The sequence below is a fragment of the Kribbella sp. NPDC050820 genome (assembly GCF_040653975.1).
In the GTDB taxonomy this organism is placed as follows: domain Bacteria; phylum Actinomycetota; class Actinomycetes; order Propionibacteriales; family Kribbellaceae; genus Kribbella.
The window spans coordinates 1-19,033 of record NZ_JBFAHB010000118.1 but is presented as its reverse complement, the minus strand read 5'-3'; the positions used below and the strand labels follow the sequence as shown (position 1 = coordinate 19,033).

The 19,033-nt window shown below is 69.8% G+C and carries 13 protein-coding genes; 9 read left to right on the top strand and 4 right to left on the bottom strand.

All coding sequences use genetic code 11. The annotated features are described in order from the left end of the window. The first annotated feature begins 226 nt into the window (after positions 1–226). From AB0H36_RS45900 to AB0H36_RS45885, 4 genes are all read left to right on the top strand, one after another. Complete coding sequence (locus AB0H36_RS45900; protein WP_360538130.1) at positions 227–406, top strand: hypothetical protein; 180 nt, start codon at positions 227–229, stop codon at positions 404–406. Positions 407–449: 43 nt separating this feature from the next. After that, a complete protein-coding gene (locus AB0H36_RS45895) occupies positions 450–1,352 on the top strand; it encodes an SDR family NAD(P)-dependent oxidoreductase (RefSeq protein WP_360538128.1) in 903 nt (300 codons plus the stop codon). After that, the gene (locus tag AB0H36_RS45890; RefSeq protein ID WP_360538126.1) at positions 1,349–2,950 is read left to right on the top strand and encodes an AMP-binding protein; all 1,602 of its coding nucleotides are present in this window, start codon (positions 1,349–1,351) and stop codon (positions 2,948–2,950) included. Before AB0H36_RS45895 ends, AB0H36_RS45890 begins: the two co-directional genes overlap by 4 nt. A 96-nt stretch (positions 2,951–3,046) precedes the next feature. Then, positions 3,047–4,732: a beta-L-arabinofuranosidase domain-containing protein gene (locus AB0H36_RS45885; protein WP_360538124.1), complete on the top strand. Its 1,686-nt coding sequence runs from the start codon at positions 3,047–3,049 to the stop codon at positions 4,730–4,732. Here the strand turns inward: AB0H36_RS45885 and AB0H36_RS45880 are convergent. Beyond that, positions 4,716–5,429: an alpha/beta hydrolase gene (locus AB0H36_RS45880; RefSeq protein WP_360538122.1), complete on the bottom strand. Its 714-nt coding sequence runs from the start codon at positions 5,427–5,429 to the stop codon at positions 4,716–4,718. The genes AB0H36_RS45885 and AB0H36_RS45880 overlap by 17 nt on opposite strands. Then, the gene (locus AB0H36_RS45875) at positions 5,426–6,217 is read right to left on the bottom strand and encodes an LLM class flavin-dependent oxidoreductase (protein WP_360538120.1); all 792 of its coding nucleotides are present in this window, start codon (positions 6,215–6,217) and stop codon (positions 5,426–5,428) included. The genes AB0H36_RS45880 and AB0H36_RS45875 overlap by 4 nt, the downstream gene beginning before the upstream one ends. A gap of 128 nt (positions 6,218–6,345) precedes the next feature. On the opposite strand from AB0H36_RS45875, the gene AB0H36_RS45870 reads away from it, so the two are divergent. The 4 genes from AB0H36_RS45870 to AB0H36_RS45855 all read left to right on the top strand — a co-directional run bounded on the left by AB0H36_RS45870 (position 6,346) and on the right by AB0H36_RS45855 (position 14,501). Next, a complete protein-coding gene (locus tag AB0H36_RS45870) occupies positions 6,346–8,418 on the top strand; it encodes a glycoside hydrolase family 36 protein (RefSeq protein WP_360538118.1) in 2,073 nt (690 codons plus the stop codon). A gap of 143 nt (positions 8,419–8,561) precedes the next feature. Then, positions 8,562–8,963 carry a universal stress protein gene (locus tag AB0H36_RS45865; protein ID WP_360538116.1) on the top strand — a complete coding sequence of 134 codons (402 nt, stop codon included), beginning with the start codon at positions 8,562–8,564 and terminating at the stop codon, positions 8,961–8,963. A 377-nt stretch (positions 8,964–9,340) separates the two neighbouring features. Then, a complete protein-coding gene (gene hrpA, locus AB0H36_RS45860) occupies positions 9,341–13,258 on the top strand; it encodes an ATP-dependent RNA helicase HrpA (protein ID WP_360538132.1) in 3,918 nt (1,305 codons plus the stop codon). Between the two features lie 34 nt (positions 13,259–13,292). Continuing rightward, positions 13,293–14,501, top strand: coding sequence for a PQQ-binding-like beta-propeller repeat protein (locus AB0H36_RS45855; RefSeq protein WP_360538115.1), 1,209 nt, complete (start codon positions 13,293–13,295; stop codon positions 14,499–14,501). Here the strand turns inward: AB0H36_RS45855 and AB0H36_RS45850 are convergent. Beyond that, a complete protein-coding gene (locus AB0H36_RS45850) occupies positions 14,477–17,278 on the bottom strand; it encodes a BTAD domain-containing putative transcriptional regulator (protein ID WP_360538113.1) in 2,802 nt (933 codons plus the stop codon). The two genes, AB0H36_RS45855 and AB0H36_RS45850, sit on opposite strands and share 25 nt — an antisense overlap. A 92-nt stretch (positions 17,279–17,370) precedes the next feature. Further along, complete coding sequence (locus AB0H36_RS45845) at positions 17,371–18,186, bottom strand: AraC family transcriptional regulator (RefSeq protein ID WP_360538111.1); 816 nt, start codon at positions 18,184–18,186, stop codon at positions 17,371–17,373. Positions 18,187–18,256: 70 nt separating this feature from the next. Between AB0H36_RS45845 and AB0H36_RS45840 the strand changes: the two genes are divergently transcribed. Next, positions 18,257–19,003, top strand: a complete 747-nt coding sequence (locus AB0H36_RS45840; RefSeq protein ID WP_360538109.1) for a phytanoyl-CoA dioxygenase family protein — start codon at positions 18,257–18,259, stop codon at positions 19,001–19,003. The last annotated feature ends 30 nt before the right edge of the window (positions 19,004–19,033 follow it).

Sequence of the window (19,033 nt, the reverse complement as noted above, 5' to 3'; positions counted from 1 at the left end):
TGTCGCGCAGGTCCTGCGCTGACCGCCTCGCCTTCGTCATTTGTGCGGCTGCGCTTCGCTTGCCGCGAGCGGGGGCTCCGCCACCCGCACCCCCTGCGCCGTCGCTTCGCTCGGCTCCGTGGTTGGCCGCCGCTGTCGGCTGACTGGCGCGAGTTGCCCGCCGCGGCCGGCTGACCGGCGCGACTTGCTCGCCGCGGTCCGCTGACGGCGGGGGTTGCTCGCCGCCGTGGAGATCTCGGCCGCGGACCTGTTCGCCTTTGTGCTGCGCATCACCGAGAGCTGGCTCAGCGCCCCGCCCGCGCTCCAAGCGGCCGGCAGTGAGGACCCGCTAGCGCCCGAGCGCCTGCGCCAACACCGGGTCGCTCTCGAGGCCACCGTACGCAGCCTCGTCGAGAAACCCGCGTAGTCACAGGCTGCCAAGGATGGCTACCTGCGGGTAATGTCGGGGCATGGTGAGTGGCAAGCGGGCAGTCGGGTGGGGGTTGCTGGTTGCCCTGGCGCAGGGCCGGCGCCGGGTCACGGACGAAGCGCTGACGGCCGCCGTGGGTGGGCGGGTCGTGCTGGTGACGGGCGCGTCGTACGGGATCGGCGAGGCGACGGCGCGCCGGCTCGGGCAGGCTGGGGCGAAGGTCCTGCTGGTGGCGCGTACGGCGGACCGCCTGGAGGAAGTTGCCGCGGACATCCGCGCGACCGGCGGCGAGGCCGACGCGTACGCCGTCAACCTGGCTGATCCCGCAGCCGTCGAAGCGCTCGTGCGCACCGTGCTGGAGGAGCACGGCCACGTCGACGTGCTGGTGAGCAACGCGGGCCGGTCGATCCGGCGGGCGATCGCGGACACCTACCAGCGCTTCCACGACATCGAGCGGACCAACGCGATCAACTACCTCGGCCCGGCCAAGCTGGTCCTCGAGCTGTTGCCCTCGATGCGGGAGCGCAGATCCGGCCACATCGTCAACGTGTCGACGGCCGGCGTGCGGACGCCGCCGATGGCGCGCTGGTCGGCGTACCTGGCGTCGAAGAGCGCGTTCGACGTCTGGCTGCGCTGCGTCGCGCAGGAGATCCGCGGCGACGGGGTCACGGTGTCGACGGTCTACATGGGTCTGGTCCACACGCGGATGAGCGAGCCGACGCCGCTGCTCAACAAGATGCCCGGGCTGACCCCGGAGCAGGCCGCCGACCAGGTGTGTACGGCGATCGCCGGCCGCACGCACAACATCACTCCGCCGTTCGTCCGGCCCGCTGAGCTGCTCGGCAACCTGTTTCGCATCCCCACCGATCGGCTATTGGAACAGTACTTCCACCTCAGCGGCGGCGGATCCAAACGCCGGCAACCACCGGGAGCTCCAGAGTGAGAACACCGCGACCGATCGCTCCGATCCGACCACCGGACTGGCTGGTGCAGGCCGCGGCCGAGGTCGGCGGCGTGTCCGTCGCCGTACTCAAGTCCGGCGTCTGGAAACCGGCCCGGCCCTCGCACCTGGTCGGAATCGAGCGGGCGTTGCGGCACTGGGGCCAGTCGATGGCCGCGCTCGGCGCGATCGCCGCGATCAGGTTCCCGGACCGGCTTGCGGTGATCGACGACGACGGCAGTGCGACGTACGCCGAGCTGGATCGCCGGTGCGAGCGGATCGCCGCCGCCCTGCACGCCGACCACGGGATCGTTGCCGGGAGCAAGGTCGCGGTGTTGTGCCGCAACCATCGCGGCTTCCTGGAGGCGACCCTGTCGGCGTCACGGATCGGCGCGGACGTGTTGTTCGTCAACACCGAGTTCGCTCCCCCACAGCTCACTGCGGTCCTCGAGCGGCACCAGCCGGAGCTGCTGATCCACGACGCCGAGTTCAGCCCGCGCACCCAGGTCCCCACAATCCTCAGCGACCACGACCTCGCTGACTCGAAGGCCGCCGAGGCCCCCAAACCGGAGTCGCCCGGTCACATCACGATCCTGACGTCGGGTACGACGGGAACGCCGAAGGCAGCCCCCCGAGCGCCGACCGCGCTCGGCCTCGCCGGGCTGACGGCCAGCGCGCTCAACCGCTTCGGACTGCGCTCCGGCGAGCCGATGCTGATCTGCCCGCCGTTGTTCCACGGCCTCGGCCTGCTCACCTCGATGCTCGCGCTCTTCCTTGGTTCGCCGCTCGTCCTCACCCGCAAGTACGACGCCCGCACCGTGCTGACCCTGGTCGAACAGACCCGCGCCGGCTCGATCGTCGCCGTACCGGTGATGCTTCGCCGGATGCTCGACCTGGGCCCGGCGGAGATCGCGCAGCACGATCTGCGGTCGCTCCGGGCGGTGATCTCCGGTGCATCGGCGCTCGGCGCGCCGCTGGCCGAGCGGTTCATCGCGCAGTTCGGTCCGGTGCTGTGCGACGCGTACGGCTCCAGCGAGGTCGGCATCGCCACGATCGCGACGTCCGCCGACCTGACCGCGGCGCCCGGGACGGTCGGCCGGCCGTGTCTCGGCAGCACGGTGCGGATCCTCGACGACAACGACCGGCCGGTGCGGATCGGCGTGACCGGGCGGATCTTCGCAGGCGGCGGGCTGGTGTTCGGCGGGTACTCCGACGGCTCGTCGAAGACGGTGGTGGACGGCCGGATGAGCACCGGCGATCTCGGCCACCTCGACCGGTCCGGGCGGCTGTTCGTCGACGGCCGCGAGGACGACATGATCGTGTCCGGTGGCGAGAACGTGTACCCAGTCGAGGTCGAGAGCTGTCTGGCGAGCCACCCCGCGGTCGCCGAGGCGGCGGTCGTCGGCGTGCCGGACGACGAGTTCGGCCAGCGCCTGGTCGGGTACGTCGTACTCCGGGCACCGGCGACCGAGGACGAGCTTGTCGACCACGTCAAGGCCAACCTGGCCCGCTACAAGACTCCCCGGCAGATCGTCGTACTCGACGAGTTCCCTCGCAACGCCACGGGCAAGGTGCTGCGGAGCAAGCTCCCTCCCCCGTGACGGAAAATTTCGAGGCCGGCACAGCCGTTGGCGCATTCCGATCAGCCGCACAGACTTGACGGATCAACCCCGTTTGCCGAGCCGAGGAGTCCGTCGTTGCAGCCCTTCGCCCTCGGTGAGGTGAAACTCGGTCCGGGCCTGCTCGCGACCAAGGCAGGCCGCATGCTCGACCACCTGCGGTCGTACGACCCCGACCGCCTGCTCCGCGCCTTCCGGGAGAACGCCGGCCTGCCGACGCCCGACGTACGCAGGCCCGGCGGTTGGGAGGACACCGCAGGCGAGGCGCATGGGAACCTCCGCGGTCACTACACCGGCCACTTCCTGTCCGCCCTCGCGCAGGCCTACGCAAGCACCGGCGAGCAGATATTCGCTGACAAACTGCGGCATCTCGTCGAAGGGCTTGCCGAGTGTCAGCAGCCGGACGGGTACTTGGCGGCGTCCCCGGAGACGCAGTTCATCGCGCTCGAGACGATGACCGAGGCCGACTACACCGTCGTCTGGGCGCCGTACTACACCGCGCACAAACTCCTCAAAGGCCTGCTCGACGCGTATCTGAGCACCGGCGACCTCCGCGCGCTCGGGCTCGCCGAAGGCCTGTGCCGCTGGATGTTCGAGCGCCTCCGGCGGCTCCCGTCCGACGTGCTGCAGCGGATGTGGTCGTTGCACGGCAGCGGCGAGTACGGCGGCCTCGCGGAAGCGGTCTGCGATCTGTACGCCGTGACGCGGGATCCGGACTGGGTGGAGTTCGGCCGGCTGCTCGACTTCGACGTACTGATCGACGCCTGTGCAGCGGGCCGGGACGTCCTGGACGGGGTGCACGCCAACCAGCACATCCCGATCTTCACCGGGCTGGTCAGGATGTTCGAGGTCACCGGCGAGGAGCGCTACCTGAACGCGGCGGTGAACTTCTGGGACCAGGTCCTGCCGGGCCGGATGTACAGCATCGGCGGGACGAGCTCGCTCGAGTTCTGGGGTCCGGCGGGGGCGATCACCGGCACACTGAGCGACACCAACGCCGAGACCTGCTGCGCCCACAACCTGCTCAAGCTCAGCCGGCTCCTCTTCACCCTGCTTCGGAATCCGAAGTACGTCGATTACTACGAGCGGACGCTGTACAACCAGATCCTCGGTTCGAAGCAGGACGTGGTCTCCGCGGATCGCCCGCTGACGACGTACTTCATCGGTCTCACGCCGGGGTCGGTCCGCAACTACCTGCCGAAGGACGGCGCGACGTGCTGCGAGGGCACCGGCCTGGAGAGCGCGACCAAGTACCAGGACTCGATCTACTTCCACAGCGACGACGAGCTCTACGTCAACCTGTACGCCGCGTCATCGGTCAGCTGGAACGGGATCACGCTGACTCAGACAACCGATTTCCCTTACGAACAAGGCGCGACGCTGACAGTCGAGGGCTCGGCGCGGTTCACCCTCAACCTTCACGTGCCGCCGTGGACGAAGATGAAGGTGAACGGGGAGCTGCAGGAGACGACCAGCCGCTACGTGTCCATCACCCGGGACTGGACCTCTGGTGACACGATTCGCGTCGAGCTCCCGTTCGAGCTCCGCACCGAGGCTGCCCTCGACGATCCGACGCTGCAGTCGGTCTTCTACGGGCCGATCAACCTGGTTGCGCTCGACGACCGCCAGGAGTTCCTCGAGCTCGGCGACCTCTCCCCGATCCCGGACAAGCCGCTGCACTTCGAGGCCGAGGGGATCGAGTTCGTGCCGTTCTTCGAGGGCACTACCGCCGCTTATCACGCCTATCTCAGATCCAGGTCCTGAGGAGGTTCGCGAAGCGTTCTGGGTGTTGCTGGTGCAGGTAGTGGGTTGTTCCGGGCCAGACTTCGATTGTGGAGTCGGGGGGCCACGGGATCGAGCGGGCGAAGGTGGCGGCGTACTCGGTTGAGTAGAGGCTCAGGCATGGTTTGCTGATTGACGGGAGGAATGCGCGGGCGGCCGGCCTGGAGCCGACGCTGTCCGGTGCCAGGTACATGGACTCGTACAGGTCTGCCAGGGCCTTCCCGGGTGTGGCGGCCATCTGTGCCCGGGCGTCGAGGTGCAGCGGGCTTCCAGGTGTGGTCGCGAACGCCTGATCGACGAACTCGACTCCCGACTCGGCGCCGCGGGTACGCAGGTCCTCCAGTACGGCGGGGCAGCGCTGCATCTCCGCGTCGTCTGCGCCGTACGCCGGGTCGATGACGACGATCCGGTCGACCAAGGCGGGATAGCGTACGGCGAGCCACGCGACCAGCTGGCCGCCCATCGAGTGGCCGACGGCAACGACCGGCTCGGTCAGCCCGGCAGCGAGATCGTCCACCAGCAGCGAGACCGTCAGAGAGCGCGTGGACGTCCGGGAGCCGTGGCCGAGGAGGTCGGGGGTGACCGCGTCGGCCCAGGGCGAGACGAGCTTCGTGATCTCCTCCCACGACTGGTGGTCTGCGCCCCACCCGTGGACGAGCAGCAGCCGGGGTCTGGTCACCACCAAATCCTTTGGGGCAGGAGCCGCGCGAGCTTGGTCATCCGTTCCAGGGCACCTTCGTGGTCGCCGACCGAGAAGGCCAGCGTCTCGGCGCCCGCGTCGGCCAGTCCCTGCGCGCTGTCGATGATCGGCGCGACAGGTCCGCCCGGCCAGTGCAGTCGTGTCCCGACCTTCACAGACCGAACGGCCTGACTCCGAATCCGGGCGACCGCAGCCGCGAAGCCCGCGCCGTCCAGGTTCAGCCCCTGCCACTCGTCCGCGAACCGCGCGACCCGGCGCAGCGCCGGACCCGTCGTCCCACCGATCATGATCGGCAGCGGCGCCCGCAGCTTCGGCTCGAAGACACCGCCGCGATCCTCGCCCTCGAACAGCCCGCGGATGATCTCCAGCCCTTCATCCGTCCGCCGCCCCCGCTCGGAGAACGACGCGCCGACCGCCGCAAACTCGGTCTCTTCCCACCCCGCTCCGATCCCGAGGATGACGCGTTCGCCGGACAGCCGGTGCAACGTGGCCGCTTGCTTCGCGACGACGTACGGGCTGCGCATCGGCAGCACCAGCACCGACGTGCCGAGCCGGATCCGTGTCGTCCGCGCGGCGAGGTAGCCGATCGTCACCAGCGGTTCGTAGACCCCGCCGTACGTCGAGCCGAACTCGCCGGGTGGCAGCAGGTGGTCGGGCAACCACGCCGTCCCGTAACCGAGCTCCTCCGCGGCGACGGCGAGCTCGCTCAACCGCTCCGGCGGCATCGTCGCGGACTCATCGGGCAGGACGACCTGCAGCTCAACCATGCGACCGACAGTAGCCCCTCACACCGATGTCAGAGTCAAGCGAAATTTTCGGCGTGCCGCGATCCAGGTTCGTTGGAAACAAGGGGTGTTAGCGTCGTCCCACTTTCCTCTGCTGAGGCGGTTGCCACGTGAGTGTTCCGGTCTTTCAGTGGGGCAACGACGCTCTGCGCCTGCACATCGCCCATGGCGAACAACTACCACCAAGCCTGCTGGCGTTGACGCTTCCCGGCGATCCTGCTCCGGATCCCGAGGAGTGCCTGCGTTCCGCCCTGCCGGTGGTCGAGCTGTCCCTCGCCGGCACCGGACGCCACGGTACGTCGGGCAAGCGGCATGTCGACGGGCTCGCGGCTCAGCGCCTCCGGCTGCAGACCTGGCAGGAGTACTTCGACGACGGCGCGCACCGTCTGCGCCTGGACCTGACTGATCCCGACAGCGGCCTGGAGGTCAAAGTCCACTACGCGATCGCCGACGGCATCCCGGTCCTCCACTCCTGCGCCGAGGTGAGTACGTCGGCGCAGCCCGTCGTACTGGACTACGTGTCGAGCCTGACGCTGTCCGGGCTCGGTCGCGGACTGCAGTGGGAGGACGAGCTCTCGTTGTGGTCGGCAGCGAATCCGTGGAGTGGTGAGTTCCGGTGGCGGCGTGCGACGCTCGGCGAGCTGGGGCTGTACGACGTCGGGATGGTCGAGTACGGCCAGACCGGGTCGAAGAATCGGATCGCGATGACGAGCACCGGCAGTTGGTCGACATCCGAGCGGCTACCGATGGGAATACTCGAGCAGCCCGGTCGCGTCATCGGCTGGCAGGTCGAGCACAACGGCGCATGGCACTACGAGCTCGGCGACCGGTACGGCGCGATCTACCTGACCGCCTCCGGTCCGACCGCCGCCGAACACCAGTGGTCTGCGCGGCTCGAGCCCGGCGAGAGCTTCCGGACCGTCCCGGCGGCGCTTGCGATCGGCAACGACCTGCAGACGGTCGCGGACGCGTTGACCGCTCATCGTCGCCGGATCCGCCGGCCGCACCCGGACACTGTCGACGTTCCGATTGTCTACAACGACTTCCTCAACGGCCTGATGGCCGACCCGACCACCGAGCGGGAGCTGCCGCTGATCGAGGCGGCCGCGGACCTCGGCGCGGAGATCCTCTGCATCGACGCGGGCTGGTATGACGACGAGGGCGGCGGCTGGTGGGACGCGGTCGGCGCGTGGAAGCCGTCGGTCAACCGGTTCCCGAACGGCGGGCTCGGCGGCGTGATCAAGCGGATTCGCGGCGCCGGGATGCGGCCGGGGTTGTGGCTCGAGCCGGAGGTGGTCGGCGTACGCAGTCCGATCGCACGGTCCCTGCCGGACGAAGCCTTCTTCCAGCGCGACGGACAGCGGCTGACGGAGTGGGGCCGGCATCAATTGGATCTCCGTCATCCGGCCGCGAAGGCGCACGTCGACGAGGTGGTCGACCGGCTGATGTCGGCGTACGACCTGGCCTATCTCAAGCTGGACTACAACATCGACATCGGTCCCGGCACCGACGTGAGCGGGAGTGTTGGCGCTGGGCTGCTCGCGCACAACCGGGCGTACCTCGCGTGGGTCCGTGAGCTGATGGACCGGTACCCGAACCTCACGATCGAGGGCTGCTCGGCGGGTGGCAGCCGGACCGACGGGGCGTCCGGCGCGGTGTTCCCGATCCAGTCGCTCACCGACCAGCAGAACTTCCGGCTGATGCCGCCGATCGCGGCCGCGTCACCGCTCTCGATCACTCCTGAGCAGGCCGGTGTCTGGGCATCCGTCGACGGATCGATGACGGACGAGGACCTGGCCTTCTCGCTCATCACGAGCCTGCTGTTCCGCATCCACCTGGCCGGTCGGATCGACACCCTCTCCCCCGCGCAGCGCACGATCGTTCGCGATGCCTTACGCACCTATCGCGCCATCCGCGGGACGATGGCTGACGGTACGCCGTACTGGCCGTTGGGACTGCCGGGGTGGCGGGACGACTGGATTGCGGTCGGCCGGCGTACCCGAGCAGGGTCGCTGCTAGCGGTCTGGCGGCGGGACGGCGAGGCCAAGATCACGCTGCCGATCGAGGTCGACGATGTCGAGGTCCTCTACCCGCGGTGGGGTGGCGAGGTGATCAACCTCGACCCGGACAGTGTCGAGATCGGCCTGCCGCTCAACTCAGCGCGGCTGCTCCGCCTGCACTGAACGCGGCGGGTGTCCGGTGTAGCTGACCGTGCTCGCGCTGTTCGTCCCGTACTTGCCCCGGATCGTGGCGCGGATCCGCGGCGCCCAACCCGCCCGCGACCGCCTGGCCTTCGGCGAGGACGACTGATGGGAGAGTAGGGGCTGTGAAGATCCTGGTCGGCTACGTGCCAACTCCCGAGGGCGAGGCCGCGCTGGCGGCCGCGGCTGCCGAGGCGGAACTGCGCGGGGCGTCCGTGCTGCTGCTCAACACCAGCCGCGGCGACGCCTACATCGACGCCCGCTACGCCAACGCCGAGGAGCTGGCCGCCGCCGAGGCAGGTCTGCGCGAGCGTGGCGTCGAGGTCACGATCCAGCAGGCCCTCTCCTCCGGCGACGTCGCCGGCGAGCTCCTCAAGGCAGCCGCCGCCGAGGACGTCATCCTCATCGTCCTCGGCCTCCGCCGCCGCAGCCCCGTGGGCAAACTCATCCTCGGCAGCACCGCCCAACGAGTCCTCCTCGAGTCCCCCGTCCCGGTCCTCGCCGTCAAAGCCCCCGCCCGCGACTGAGGCGGACGCCCAGGCCATCACAATCCGCACGTCCCGGCCTGCGCCCGCGGGGAGCGTCGGCTCGGGGCGAGATTGTGATGGCCTGGCGGTTCGCCAAACCAGGTGAGCTCCTGGACCGGGCCGCCTAAACTGGTCTGGTTATGCCTGATGCCCGGACCGAGTCGTCTAGTCCAAACCCAGCCACCGGTCCCGCCCAGGACCCCGCCGCGCGCCCGCCGCGCCGCAACCCCGCCGCAGGCGGCTCCGCCGCAGGCGGTTCCGGCACAGGCCGCCCCGTGGACACCGCCGGGACGAGCGGCGGCTCCGACGACTCCCGCGGTTCTCGCCGTCGCTCCGGCGGACGGCGCTCCGCCTCCACCGGACCCGCCGAAGGCGGGGTGCCGACGCTTGCTGAGCTAGTGGCGCGGCTGGAAGGGCTGACTGCGTCCGACCGCGAGCAGTTGGGGCGGCGGTTGGAGCGGGTTCGACGGACGGGTGAGGGCCCGAAGCGCGAGCAGGAGCTGCGGGGTGTGCTCGGCGCGGTCGAGCAGGCCGAGCGGCGGGTGGAGGTACGGCGGGGCGCCGTACCGGAGATCTCGTACCCGGAAGAGCTGCCGGTCAGCCAGCTGAAGGACGAGATCGCGGACGCGATCCGGGCGCACCAGGTCGTGGTGATCGCGGGTGAGACCGGGTCCGGGAAGACCACCCAGATCCCGAAGATCTGCCTCGAGCTCGGCCGCGGGGTGCACGGCATGATCGGCCACACGCAGCCGCGCCGACTGGCGGCGCGGACGGTCGCGGAGCGGATCGCCGAGGAGCTCGGCACCGAGCTGGGCGAGACGATCGGCTTCGCGGTGCGGTTCACCGACAAGGTGAGCGAACGCTCGCTGGTGAAGCTGATGACCGACGGCATCCTGCTCAACGAGCTGCAGCGCGACCGCGACCTGACCCGGTACGACACGCTCATCATCGACGAGGCGCACGAGCGCAGCCTGAACATCGACTTCATCCTCGGCTACCTCAAGCAGCTCCTCCCCCGCCGCCCCGACCTCAAGGTCATCATCACCTCGGCCACCATCGATCCCGAGCGGTTCGCCGAGCACTTCGCGGACAGCCAGGGCACCCCGGCGCCGATCGTCGAGGTCTCCGGCCGGACGTACCCGGTGGAGGTCCGCTACCGGCCGATCAACGACCCGGACGACCCGAGCACGATCGAGCGCGACCAGACCCAGGCGATCCTGGACGCCGTCGACGAGCTCGAGTACGAGGCGTCCGGCGACGTACTGGTGTTCCTCAGCGGCGAGCGCGAGATCCGCGACACCGCGGACGCGCTCAACGACAAGTACGCCGCCCAGCGCGGCCGGCCCGGCGCCGTCGAGGTGCTCCCGCTCTACGCCCGGCTGTCCAACGCCGAGCAGCACCGCGTCTTCCAGCCGCACTCCGGCCGCCGGATCGTGCTCGCGACCAACGTGGCCGAGACCTCGCTGACCGTCCCCGGCATCAAGTACGTGATCGACCCCGGTACGGCGCGGATCTCGCGCTACAGCCATCGCACCAAGGTCCAGCACCTGCCGATCGAGCCGGTCTCGCAGGCGAGCGCCAACCAGCGCAAGGGCCGGTGCGGCCGGACCAGCGACGGTATCTGCATCCGGCTGTACTCGGAGGAGCACTTCGAGGGCCGGCCCGAGTTCACCGACCCGGAGATCCTGCGCACGAACCTGGCCTCGGTCATCCTGCAGATGACCGCGATCGGGCTCGGCGACATCGCCGCGTTCCCGTTCATCGACGAGCCGGACAAGCGCAGCATCACCGACGGCCTGCAGCTGCTGACCGAGCTCGGCGCGATCGAGAAGGCCGGCCGCCTGACCCCGGTCGGCCGCCAGCTCGCCCAGATCCCGCTCGACCCGCGGCTCGCCCGGATGATCGTCGAGGCGGACAAGCACGCGTGCGTGCGCGAGGTGATGGTGATCGCGGCCGCGCTGTCGATCCAGGACCCGCGCGAACGCCCGACCGACGCCGAGGCGCAGGCGCAGCAGGCGCACGCCCGGTTCCGCGACCCGAACAGCGACTTCCTCGGGTACCTGAACCTGTGGAACTACCTGAAGAAGCAGCAGAAGGAGCTGTCCGGCAACCAGTTCCGCCGGATGTGCCGCAGCGAGTACCTGAACTACCTCCGGGTCCGCGAGTGGCAGGACATCTTCGCCCAGCTCCGCCAGGTCGCCTCCCAGATCGGTGTCACGCTGAACAGCGGTGAGCCGGCCGACCCGCAGAGCGTGCACGTCTCGCTGATGTCCGGCCTGCTGTCCCACCTGGGCATGAAGGACCCGTCGAACCAGCACCAGTACCTCGGCGCCCGCGGCACCAAGTTCGCGATCTTCCCCGGCTCCGGCCTGTTCAAGAAGCCGCCGCAGTTCGTGATGGCCGCCGAGCTGGTCGAGACGTCGAGGCTGTGGGCGCGGGTCAACGCCAAGATCGAGCCCGAGTGGGCCGAGGACATCGCCCAGCACCTGATCAAGCGCTCGTACTCCGAGCCGCACTGGGAGCGCAAGGCCGGCGCGGTGATGGCCTACGAGAAGGTCACGCTGTACGGGGTGCCGATCGTGGCCCGGCGCAAGGTGAACTACGGCAAGGTCGACCCGGAGGTGTCGCGCGAGCTGTTCATCCGGCACGCGCTGGTCGAGGGCGACTGGGACACCCACCACAAGTTCTTCCACGAGAACCGCAAGCTGATCGAGGAGGTCGAGGAGCTCGAGGAGCGGACCCGCCGGCGCGACCTGCTGGTCGACGACGAGACGCTGTTCGCCTTCTACGACGAGCGGATCGGCAGTGAGGTGGTCACCGGCCGGCACTTCGACACCTGGTGGAAGAAGGCCCGGCAGCGCGACGCCGACCTGCTCGACTTCGAGCGGTCGCTGGTGGTCCGCGAGGGCGCGGAGGTCAGGGAGGACGAGTTCCCGCTGACCTGGACGCGGAACGGGATGACCTTCGACCTGACCTACGCGTTCGAGCCGGGCACCGACGCCGACGGCGTGACCGTGCACCTCCCGCTGCTGGTGCTGAACCAGGTCACCGCCGACGGGTTCGAGTGGAGCGTGCCCGGGTTCCGCGAGGAGCTGGTCACCACCCTGATCAAGTCGTTGCCGAAGGCAATCCGGAAGAACATCGTGCCGGCCCCGGACCACGCCCGCCAGGTCCTCCCCCGGCTGGACCCGGCGTCCGGCCCGTTGACCGACGCGCTCGCCCGCGAGCTGCGCAACCTCCGCGACGTGGTCATCGAGCCGGCCGACTGGGACTGGAGCCGGGTGCCCGAGCATCTGCGGATGACGTTCCGGGTGGTCGACGACCAGGGCAAGACCGTGGCCGAGGGCAAGGACCTGGCCAAGCTGAAGGAGCGGCTGAGGCCGAGGACCAAGGCCGCGATCTCGAAGGTCGCGTCGAAGGCGGTGAGCGGGCTGGAGCGGTCCGGCCTGACCGACTGGACCTTCGGCGACCTGCCGCGCAGCTTCTCCGAGCACCGCAACGGGCTCACGGTGGCCGGCTACCCGGCGCTGGTCGACGAGGGCAAGACGGTCGCGATCCGGCTGCAGGAGACCGAACGCGACCAGGCTGCCGCGATGTGGAACGGCACTCGCCGGCTCCTGCTGCTCACGATGCCGTCGGTGATCGACGTCGTCCAGCGGAACCTGACCAACCAGCAGAAGATGACGCTGATGGCCGGCCCGCACCGCAACGTCGGGGAGCTGCTGGACGACGCGATCTCGGCGGCCGTCGACCAACTGATGGCCGCGGCGAACGGACCGGCGTGGAACCTGACCGCATTCTCCATCCTGCGCGACGCCGTACGGTCGGACCTTGCGGACACTGTGCTGACGATCCTCAAGCAGGTCGAGCAGGTGCTGTCGCATGCGCGGGCCGTGGACAAGCTGATCTCGCGGGCGTCGAGCCCGGCGCTGATCGCGGCGTTGTCGGATGTCCGCGGGCAACTGGAAGGGCTGGTCCACCCCGGGTTCATCACCGAGACCGGCGCGAAACGGCTGCCGGATCTGGTCCGCTACCTGCGCGGGATGGAGCAGCGGCTGGACAAGATCGGCGCCAACGCGATGCGGGACCGCTCGGGGATGGCGATCATCCAAACGCTCGATGACGAGTACCGCGCCCGGCTGGCCGCCGTACCGACCGGGAAGTACCCGAGCCCGGAGCTCCTCGAGGTCCGCTGGATGCTCGAGGAACTGCGGATCAGCCTCTTCGCGCAAACCCTCGGCACGCCGTACCCGGTGTCGGAGAAGCGGATCCGGAAGGCGCTCGCGGCGGCTTGATCGATCGTTGATGCCCGGCGGGCATCGTCGGGGTATGACTGGACGATTGGTGAGGGTGCGGGCGGTGTGTGCGCTCGCTGCGCTTGTGATGACGCCGCTGGTTGCTTCGGGCCCGGCGAGCGCCGTGGCGGTCGGTGACTGGACCCAGTTCCGGAACGGGCCGGCGCACCAGGGGGTCAACCCGGCCGAGACCGCGCTGTCGGTGTCGACCGTCAGCGGGTTACGGCAACAGTGGGTGACGAAGATCGGGGGCAGTGTCTGGTCCTCGCCTGCGACGGCGGACGGCAGGCTGTACGTCGGTGGGCTCGACGGCCGGCTGCACGCGCTCGACGCGGCGACGGGCCAGACGCTGTGGGCGAAGCCGGACAGCGCGCTGACCGGCGACTGGACGTTCACCTCGCCGGCGGTCGGCGACGGCGTGGTGTACCTGGGGATCAACCGGCCCTCGGCCGAGATCTGGGCGTTCGACGCGGTGACCGGGGCGACCCGGTGGCGGACCGGCGCCTCGATCAGCAACATCAACGGGTCGCCGACGCTGGCCGGATCGGTCCTGTACGCCGCGACGACCGAGGACCAGGTGCTGGCGCTCGACGCCGCCACCGGCGCCCGGATCTGGGACGCGGAACCCAACGGGGGTCGCGGATCCGGCTTCTACTCGTCGCCGACCGTTGCTGAAGGCAAAGTCTTCGCCGCGTCGCTGAACCAGCGGCTGTACGCCCTGGACCAGGCGACCGGCGCGGTGCTGTGGTCGTTCCCGACCGGTGGGCACAACTCGTCGACGCCGGCAGTGGTCGACGGGACGGTGTACTTCGGTTCGCGGGACGGGCATGTGTACGCCGTGGACGCAGCAACCGGCGTGCAGCGGTGGAAGACGCAGTACGGCACGAACATTCTCGCGTCGTTCCAGTCCTCCCCGGCTGTGTCCAACGGGACGGTCTACATCGGCACGAACAACGACCGCCGAGTGCTCGCGCTCGACGCGGCGACCGGCGCAATCCGGTGGAGCTTCCGCACCGGTGGCGTGGTGATGTCCTCGCCGGCGGTCGCGAACGGCGTCGTGTACGTCGGGTCGGACGACCGCAGCGTCTATGCACTACGCGCCACGAACGGACAACGACTGTGGTCCGGCCGGGTGTCCGGTGCGGTCGACTCCGGCCCGGTGGTCGCGCAGGGCAAGGTCTACGCCGGGACGTACGGCGACAACGGCGGCGGCAACGTCTATTCGTTCGCGCTCAGACGCTGACCGTTGCCATGCGGTCCAGGCTGCTGCAGCGCCTCGCTGAGCAACCGCAGGCACTGCGCAGCACCGCGCCGGTCGTCGGTGCGTTCGCAGATCGCCAGCGCGGACCGCAGGCATTCGAGCGCCCGGTCGACGTGGCCCAGGTCGCGGTGGGTCATGCCGAGGTGGGTCAGGCAGTGCGCCTGACCCGCCTCGTCGGCCAGCTCACGGAACATCGCCAACCCCCGTGTGAAACCGGCGAGTGCCTCGCTTGGCGAGCCGGCGGCCTCATACACCTCGCCGACGTTCGTCCACGCCGCAGCGCGGCCGCGGCGGTTGCCGAGCTCGGCCCAGATCGTGCTGGACTCCGCGAGACAGCGGAGTGCTTCGTCGTACCGGCCGAGTCGTCCGAGCACCGGACCCAGGTTGTTCAGGTAGATGCCTCTGCTGTGCGGGTCACCAGCGAGGGACAGGGCCTCGGTCAGGCACGTTGCGGCCTGGTCGTAGCGTCCGAGGCTGTCGTAGACGGTCCCTAGGCCGTTCAGGCACGAGGCGCGGTCTACAGCCTCGGTGAACAACCGGAGTGCGGCCCGCAGGTGGTCCACAGCCTGGTCGTACTCCCCCTGCAACTCATAGGCCGCACCCAGGTCCCGATGCGCCAAGCCCTCGGCATACGAGTCCCGCGTACGGCGTGCCACCGCCAGCGCAGTTTGGTTGAGCCGGATCCAGTCCGCCCGATGACCTCTGATGTGGAAGAACGCGAACAGCCCACGCGCCAACTGCAGCGGGATGTCGTCCGGTACGCCGTCAGTCGCCGCCGCCTGCTCGACCGTCGCCAGCAGGTTCGCCCGCTCGGTCTCGAACCAGTCCAACGCCGCCCGCACATCGCTGAACGCCGTAGCGCCCGCCGCCCACTCCCCCGCGGTGCGCAGGCGCGGGTCGCCCGGGCGGAGCATCGCGTACCCGTTCCACACGGTCGCGACCTGCCAGCGCATGGCTTTAGTCAGCACAGCACCGAGGTCCTGCCCTGCAGCGACCTCACGAGCCAGCAAGCGCAGCAGCTCGTGCAGTCGGTAGCGACCGGGCGCTGGGCTCTCCAGCAGCTGTGCGTCGACCAGCAGCTCCAGCACCGGTGTCGGGTCCGCTGAGCCCAACAGGCGTTCCGCAAACGGCGGACTGAGGTCGGCAGCGTCGGGCAGGCCCAGCAGACCAAAGGCCGCCGCAGCCTCGCGTTCTGCGGCCGACCCGGCGGCCAGCAACCGATGGCTCAGCTGGAGCGACGCGCGAACGTCGAGGTCGCCCGCAAGTAGCTCGTCCAGGCGACTGCGGGTATCAGCGAGCCGATCAGTCAGCGTCCGGACCGGCCACGCGGGACGTGCCGCCAGCCGAGCACCGGCGATCCGCACTGCCAACGGCAGGCCTCCGCACAACGCGACCAGCTTCCGCGCGGCCGCTGGGTCGGCCGCGATCCGGTCAGACCCAGCCAACTGCCCCAGCAGCGTCAGCGACTCGCTGGCTGCCAGCGGACGCAGATGCAGATGTCGTACGCCGTCCAACGTCGCCAGCACCCGCCGACTGGTCAGCAGTACGGCGCAGGCCGGCCCAGCAGGCAGCAACGGCCGCACCTGCGCCGCGTCAGCCGCGTTGTCCAGTACGACGAGCACGCGCCGCGTCGCCGTCTCCGCACGGAACCGGCCAGCGGCCTCGTCCAGGTCGTACCGCCCGGCATCAGGTACGTCGAGCGCACGCAGGAACCGGCCGAGCACCCCGATCGGCGTACCGTCCGAGGACAGGTCGGCGTACAACTGCCCGTCCGGGAAGCTCGCCGCGACGAGGTGCGCGGCATGAACGGCCAAGGCGGACTTGCCGATCCCCGCCACCCCGTCGACCGCCCCAACGGCCGCGTCGCCTTTCAGCAGACCGGTCAGCTCGGCCAGCTCGGTACGGCGGCCAGTGAAGGTGGTCACGTCCGCCGGGAGCTGGCGCGGAACCACAGTGCGCGTTGCCAGCGACAGGTGATCGGGGAGGTCGAGCACCGGGTCGGCGGCGAGCATCTGCTCGTGCAGGTCCCGTACGGCGCGGCCGGGCTCGGTGCCGAGTTCGTTGGCCAGCCGGTCGCGGAGACGGCGGTAGGCCGCGAGCGCATCGGCCTGCCGACCGGACCGGTAGAGCGCGAGCATCCACTGCTGCCACAGGCGCTCTCGGAGCGGGTTGTCCTCTACGAGGGCGCGTAGCTCTGTGGTGAGCTCGGTGTGCTGGCCCAGAGCGAGCCGAGCTTCGACCAGGGTCTCGCTGGCGGCCAGTCGTCGTTCCTCCGCCACGACAAGGCGGCCGTCGGGGTCGGCGTCGACGGGCACGTCCTCGAGCGGGCGGCCGCGCCAGAGTGCCAGGCCTTTGCTCAGCTGCTGGCTGGCGGCCAGCGGGTCCCCATCGCGTAGTGCCTGCTCGCCGCCGCTGGTCAGCTCCTCGAAGGCCAACAAGTCGAGGTCGGCGGCGGTCACGTCCATCCGATAACCGGCCGCATCAGTCACCAGCCGCGGCAGCCGGCCGTCGACGACACCTGGCCCGGTGCTGAGCTGCAGGTCGCGGCGCAGGGCCGACACGTAGGTGCGCAGTGCTCCGATCGCGGTCGGCGGCGGCCGCTCGGGCCAGACCGTCTCGACCAGTCGGCCCGCGGTCAGTGGACGGTTGGCGCTCACGAGCAGGATCGCGAGGACGGCACGCAACTTCGGCGAGCCCAGCCTCACCGGCTCGCCCCGGCCATCCCTTATCTCCAGCGGTCCGAGCACCTTGAACCGCACCTGGGCCCCCTCCCGTCGTCACCCAGACCAACGGATCACCCCGCCCAGCGGTTCAACGCCGCAGCAGATCGGCCTGGCAGGCCGTGGATGGTTCAGGGGACGAAGGCTCGCTGGGAGCGGCGGCGGAACTCCCGCGGCGAGAGCCGGTGGGCGGCGGCGAAGCAGCGGCTGAAGTACGACTGGCTCGCGAAACCGCAGCGGGCGGCGATCGCCGCGACCGGGTCGTTTGTTGCTGCCAGCAACGATGAGGCGTGCTCGAGGCGGAGGTCGGTGACGAAGTCCGTCGGGGTCACGCCGTACGCCGCCCGCATCGATCGGGACAAGTGGGCCGGGCTGACACCGGCCAGCTCGAGCAGTCTGGGCACGCCGCCCCGGAGGTTGTCCTCGGCGCGCATCGCCGTACAGGCCTTGGCCAGCCAGTCCGGTGTCCCCAGGCGGGTCGACGGGTCGTGCGGCGAGACCAGGGTGAGCAGGTCGATCCAGAACCGCATCAGGTCGTACGGGCCGGGGTTGTCCTGGAAACGTTCGAGGGCGCGCTCGAACACCGCGATGGCGGCGGGTGCATGAACTGCCAGGTGTGCGCTGCCCGGATCGGTCCTGGTGAGGGCGAGGAAGCCCTGCCAGGCCGAGCTCGGGAACGCCACGTTGATGAACTCCAGGCCGCTCGGCGCCGAGCCGCGGACGGCATGCCGATCCATTGGCCGGACCAGAACGACGTCACCGGCGCGAAGTCGCTCGACGCCAGTCGTCAGCAGGTGCTCGCCCTCACCCGAGACCACGCCCATGAACTCGTGGAAGTCCGCATGGGTGTGCAACTCGGTGTCGCGGGCGCGCGCCGGGATCCGCACCCGCGCCGCGTGGTACGGCCGGCCGAACGCGTGCGACTCGAACCGCAGCACCTGGTCCACATCAACACGCTACAAGTTCTCGTCAGCTCGCTGCTAGTACGACGCCTCCCGGCAACCGCAGCATTGAGGCATGTACGAGACCGAGGGCTATGTCATCTTCCGTGACGTCATCGACCAGGAACTGATCAAGGAAGTGAACGACCATGTCGAGTGGCTGCAGGCGCGGCATCCCGACGTACGGCCCGAGCAGCTCGGGCACGTCTACCTGCGCGACGACCCGTTCTGGGTCCGGCTGGTGAGTGACGAGCGGCTGCTCGACATCGCCGCGGAGTTCGTCGGGCCGGACCTCGCGTTGTTCGCGTCGCACTACATTTCCAAGCCGCCGTACTCCGGGCAGCCGGTGCTGTGGCACCAGGACGCGGCGTTCTGGCCGCTGGATCCGATGCAGGTGGTGACGCTGTGGCTGGCCGTCGACCACTCCACCCCGGAGAACGGCTGTGTGCGGGTCATCCCCGGCAGCCACCGGTCCGAGGTGGCCGGGATGCGCGACAACACCGAGGTCGAGAGCGTGCTGGGCAAGGAGATCGCGGTCGAGGTGGACGAGTCGGCGGCCGTCGACATGGTGCTGGCGCCCGGCGACGTCGAGGTGCACCACCCGAACATCGTGCACGGCAGCAACGCGAACACCTCGCCGAACCGGCGTTGCGGGCTGACCATCCGCTACATCCCGACCTCGACCCGGATCACCGACCCGGAGACGCCGTACCCGAGCGCGTTCCACCTCCGCGGCGAGCCGGGCGTGAACAGCTATCAGCCCCGGCCCCGGTACGTCGAGGGCCGCCACTTCCCCTTCACCGGCAGCAGCGAGTGGACCTAGACAGCAGCAGCCCGCCCCGGCCGGGTGGCC

Coding starts and splice junctions, on each gene's coding strand:
- AB0H36_RS45875 (WP_360538120.1), bottom strand. CDS start 6,217: ATGGTTGAGCTGCAGGTCGTCCTGCCCGATGAGTCCGCGACGATGCCG.
- AB0H36_RS45895 (WP_360538128.1), top strand. CDS start 450: ATGGTGAGTGGCAAGCGGGCAGTCGGGTGGGGGTTGCTGGTTGCCCTG.
- AB0H36_RS45840 (WP_360538109.1), top strand. CDS start 18,257: ATGTACGAGACCGAGGGCTATGTCATCTTCCGTGACGTCATCGACCAG.
- AB0H36_RS45855 (WP_360538115.1), top strand. CDS start 13,293: ATGACTGGACGATTGGTGAGGGTGCGGGCGGTGTGTGCGCTCGCTGCG.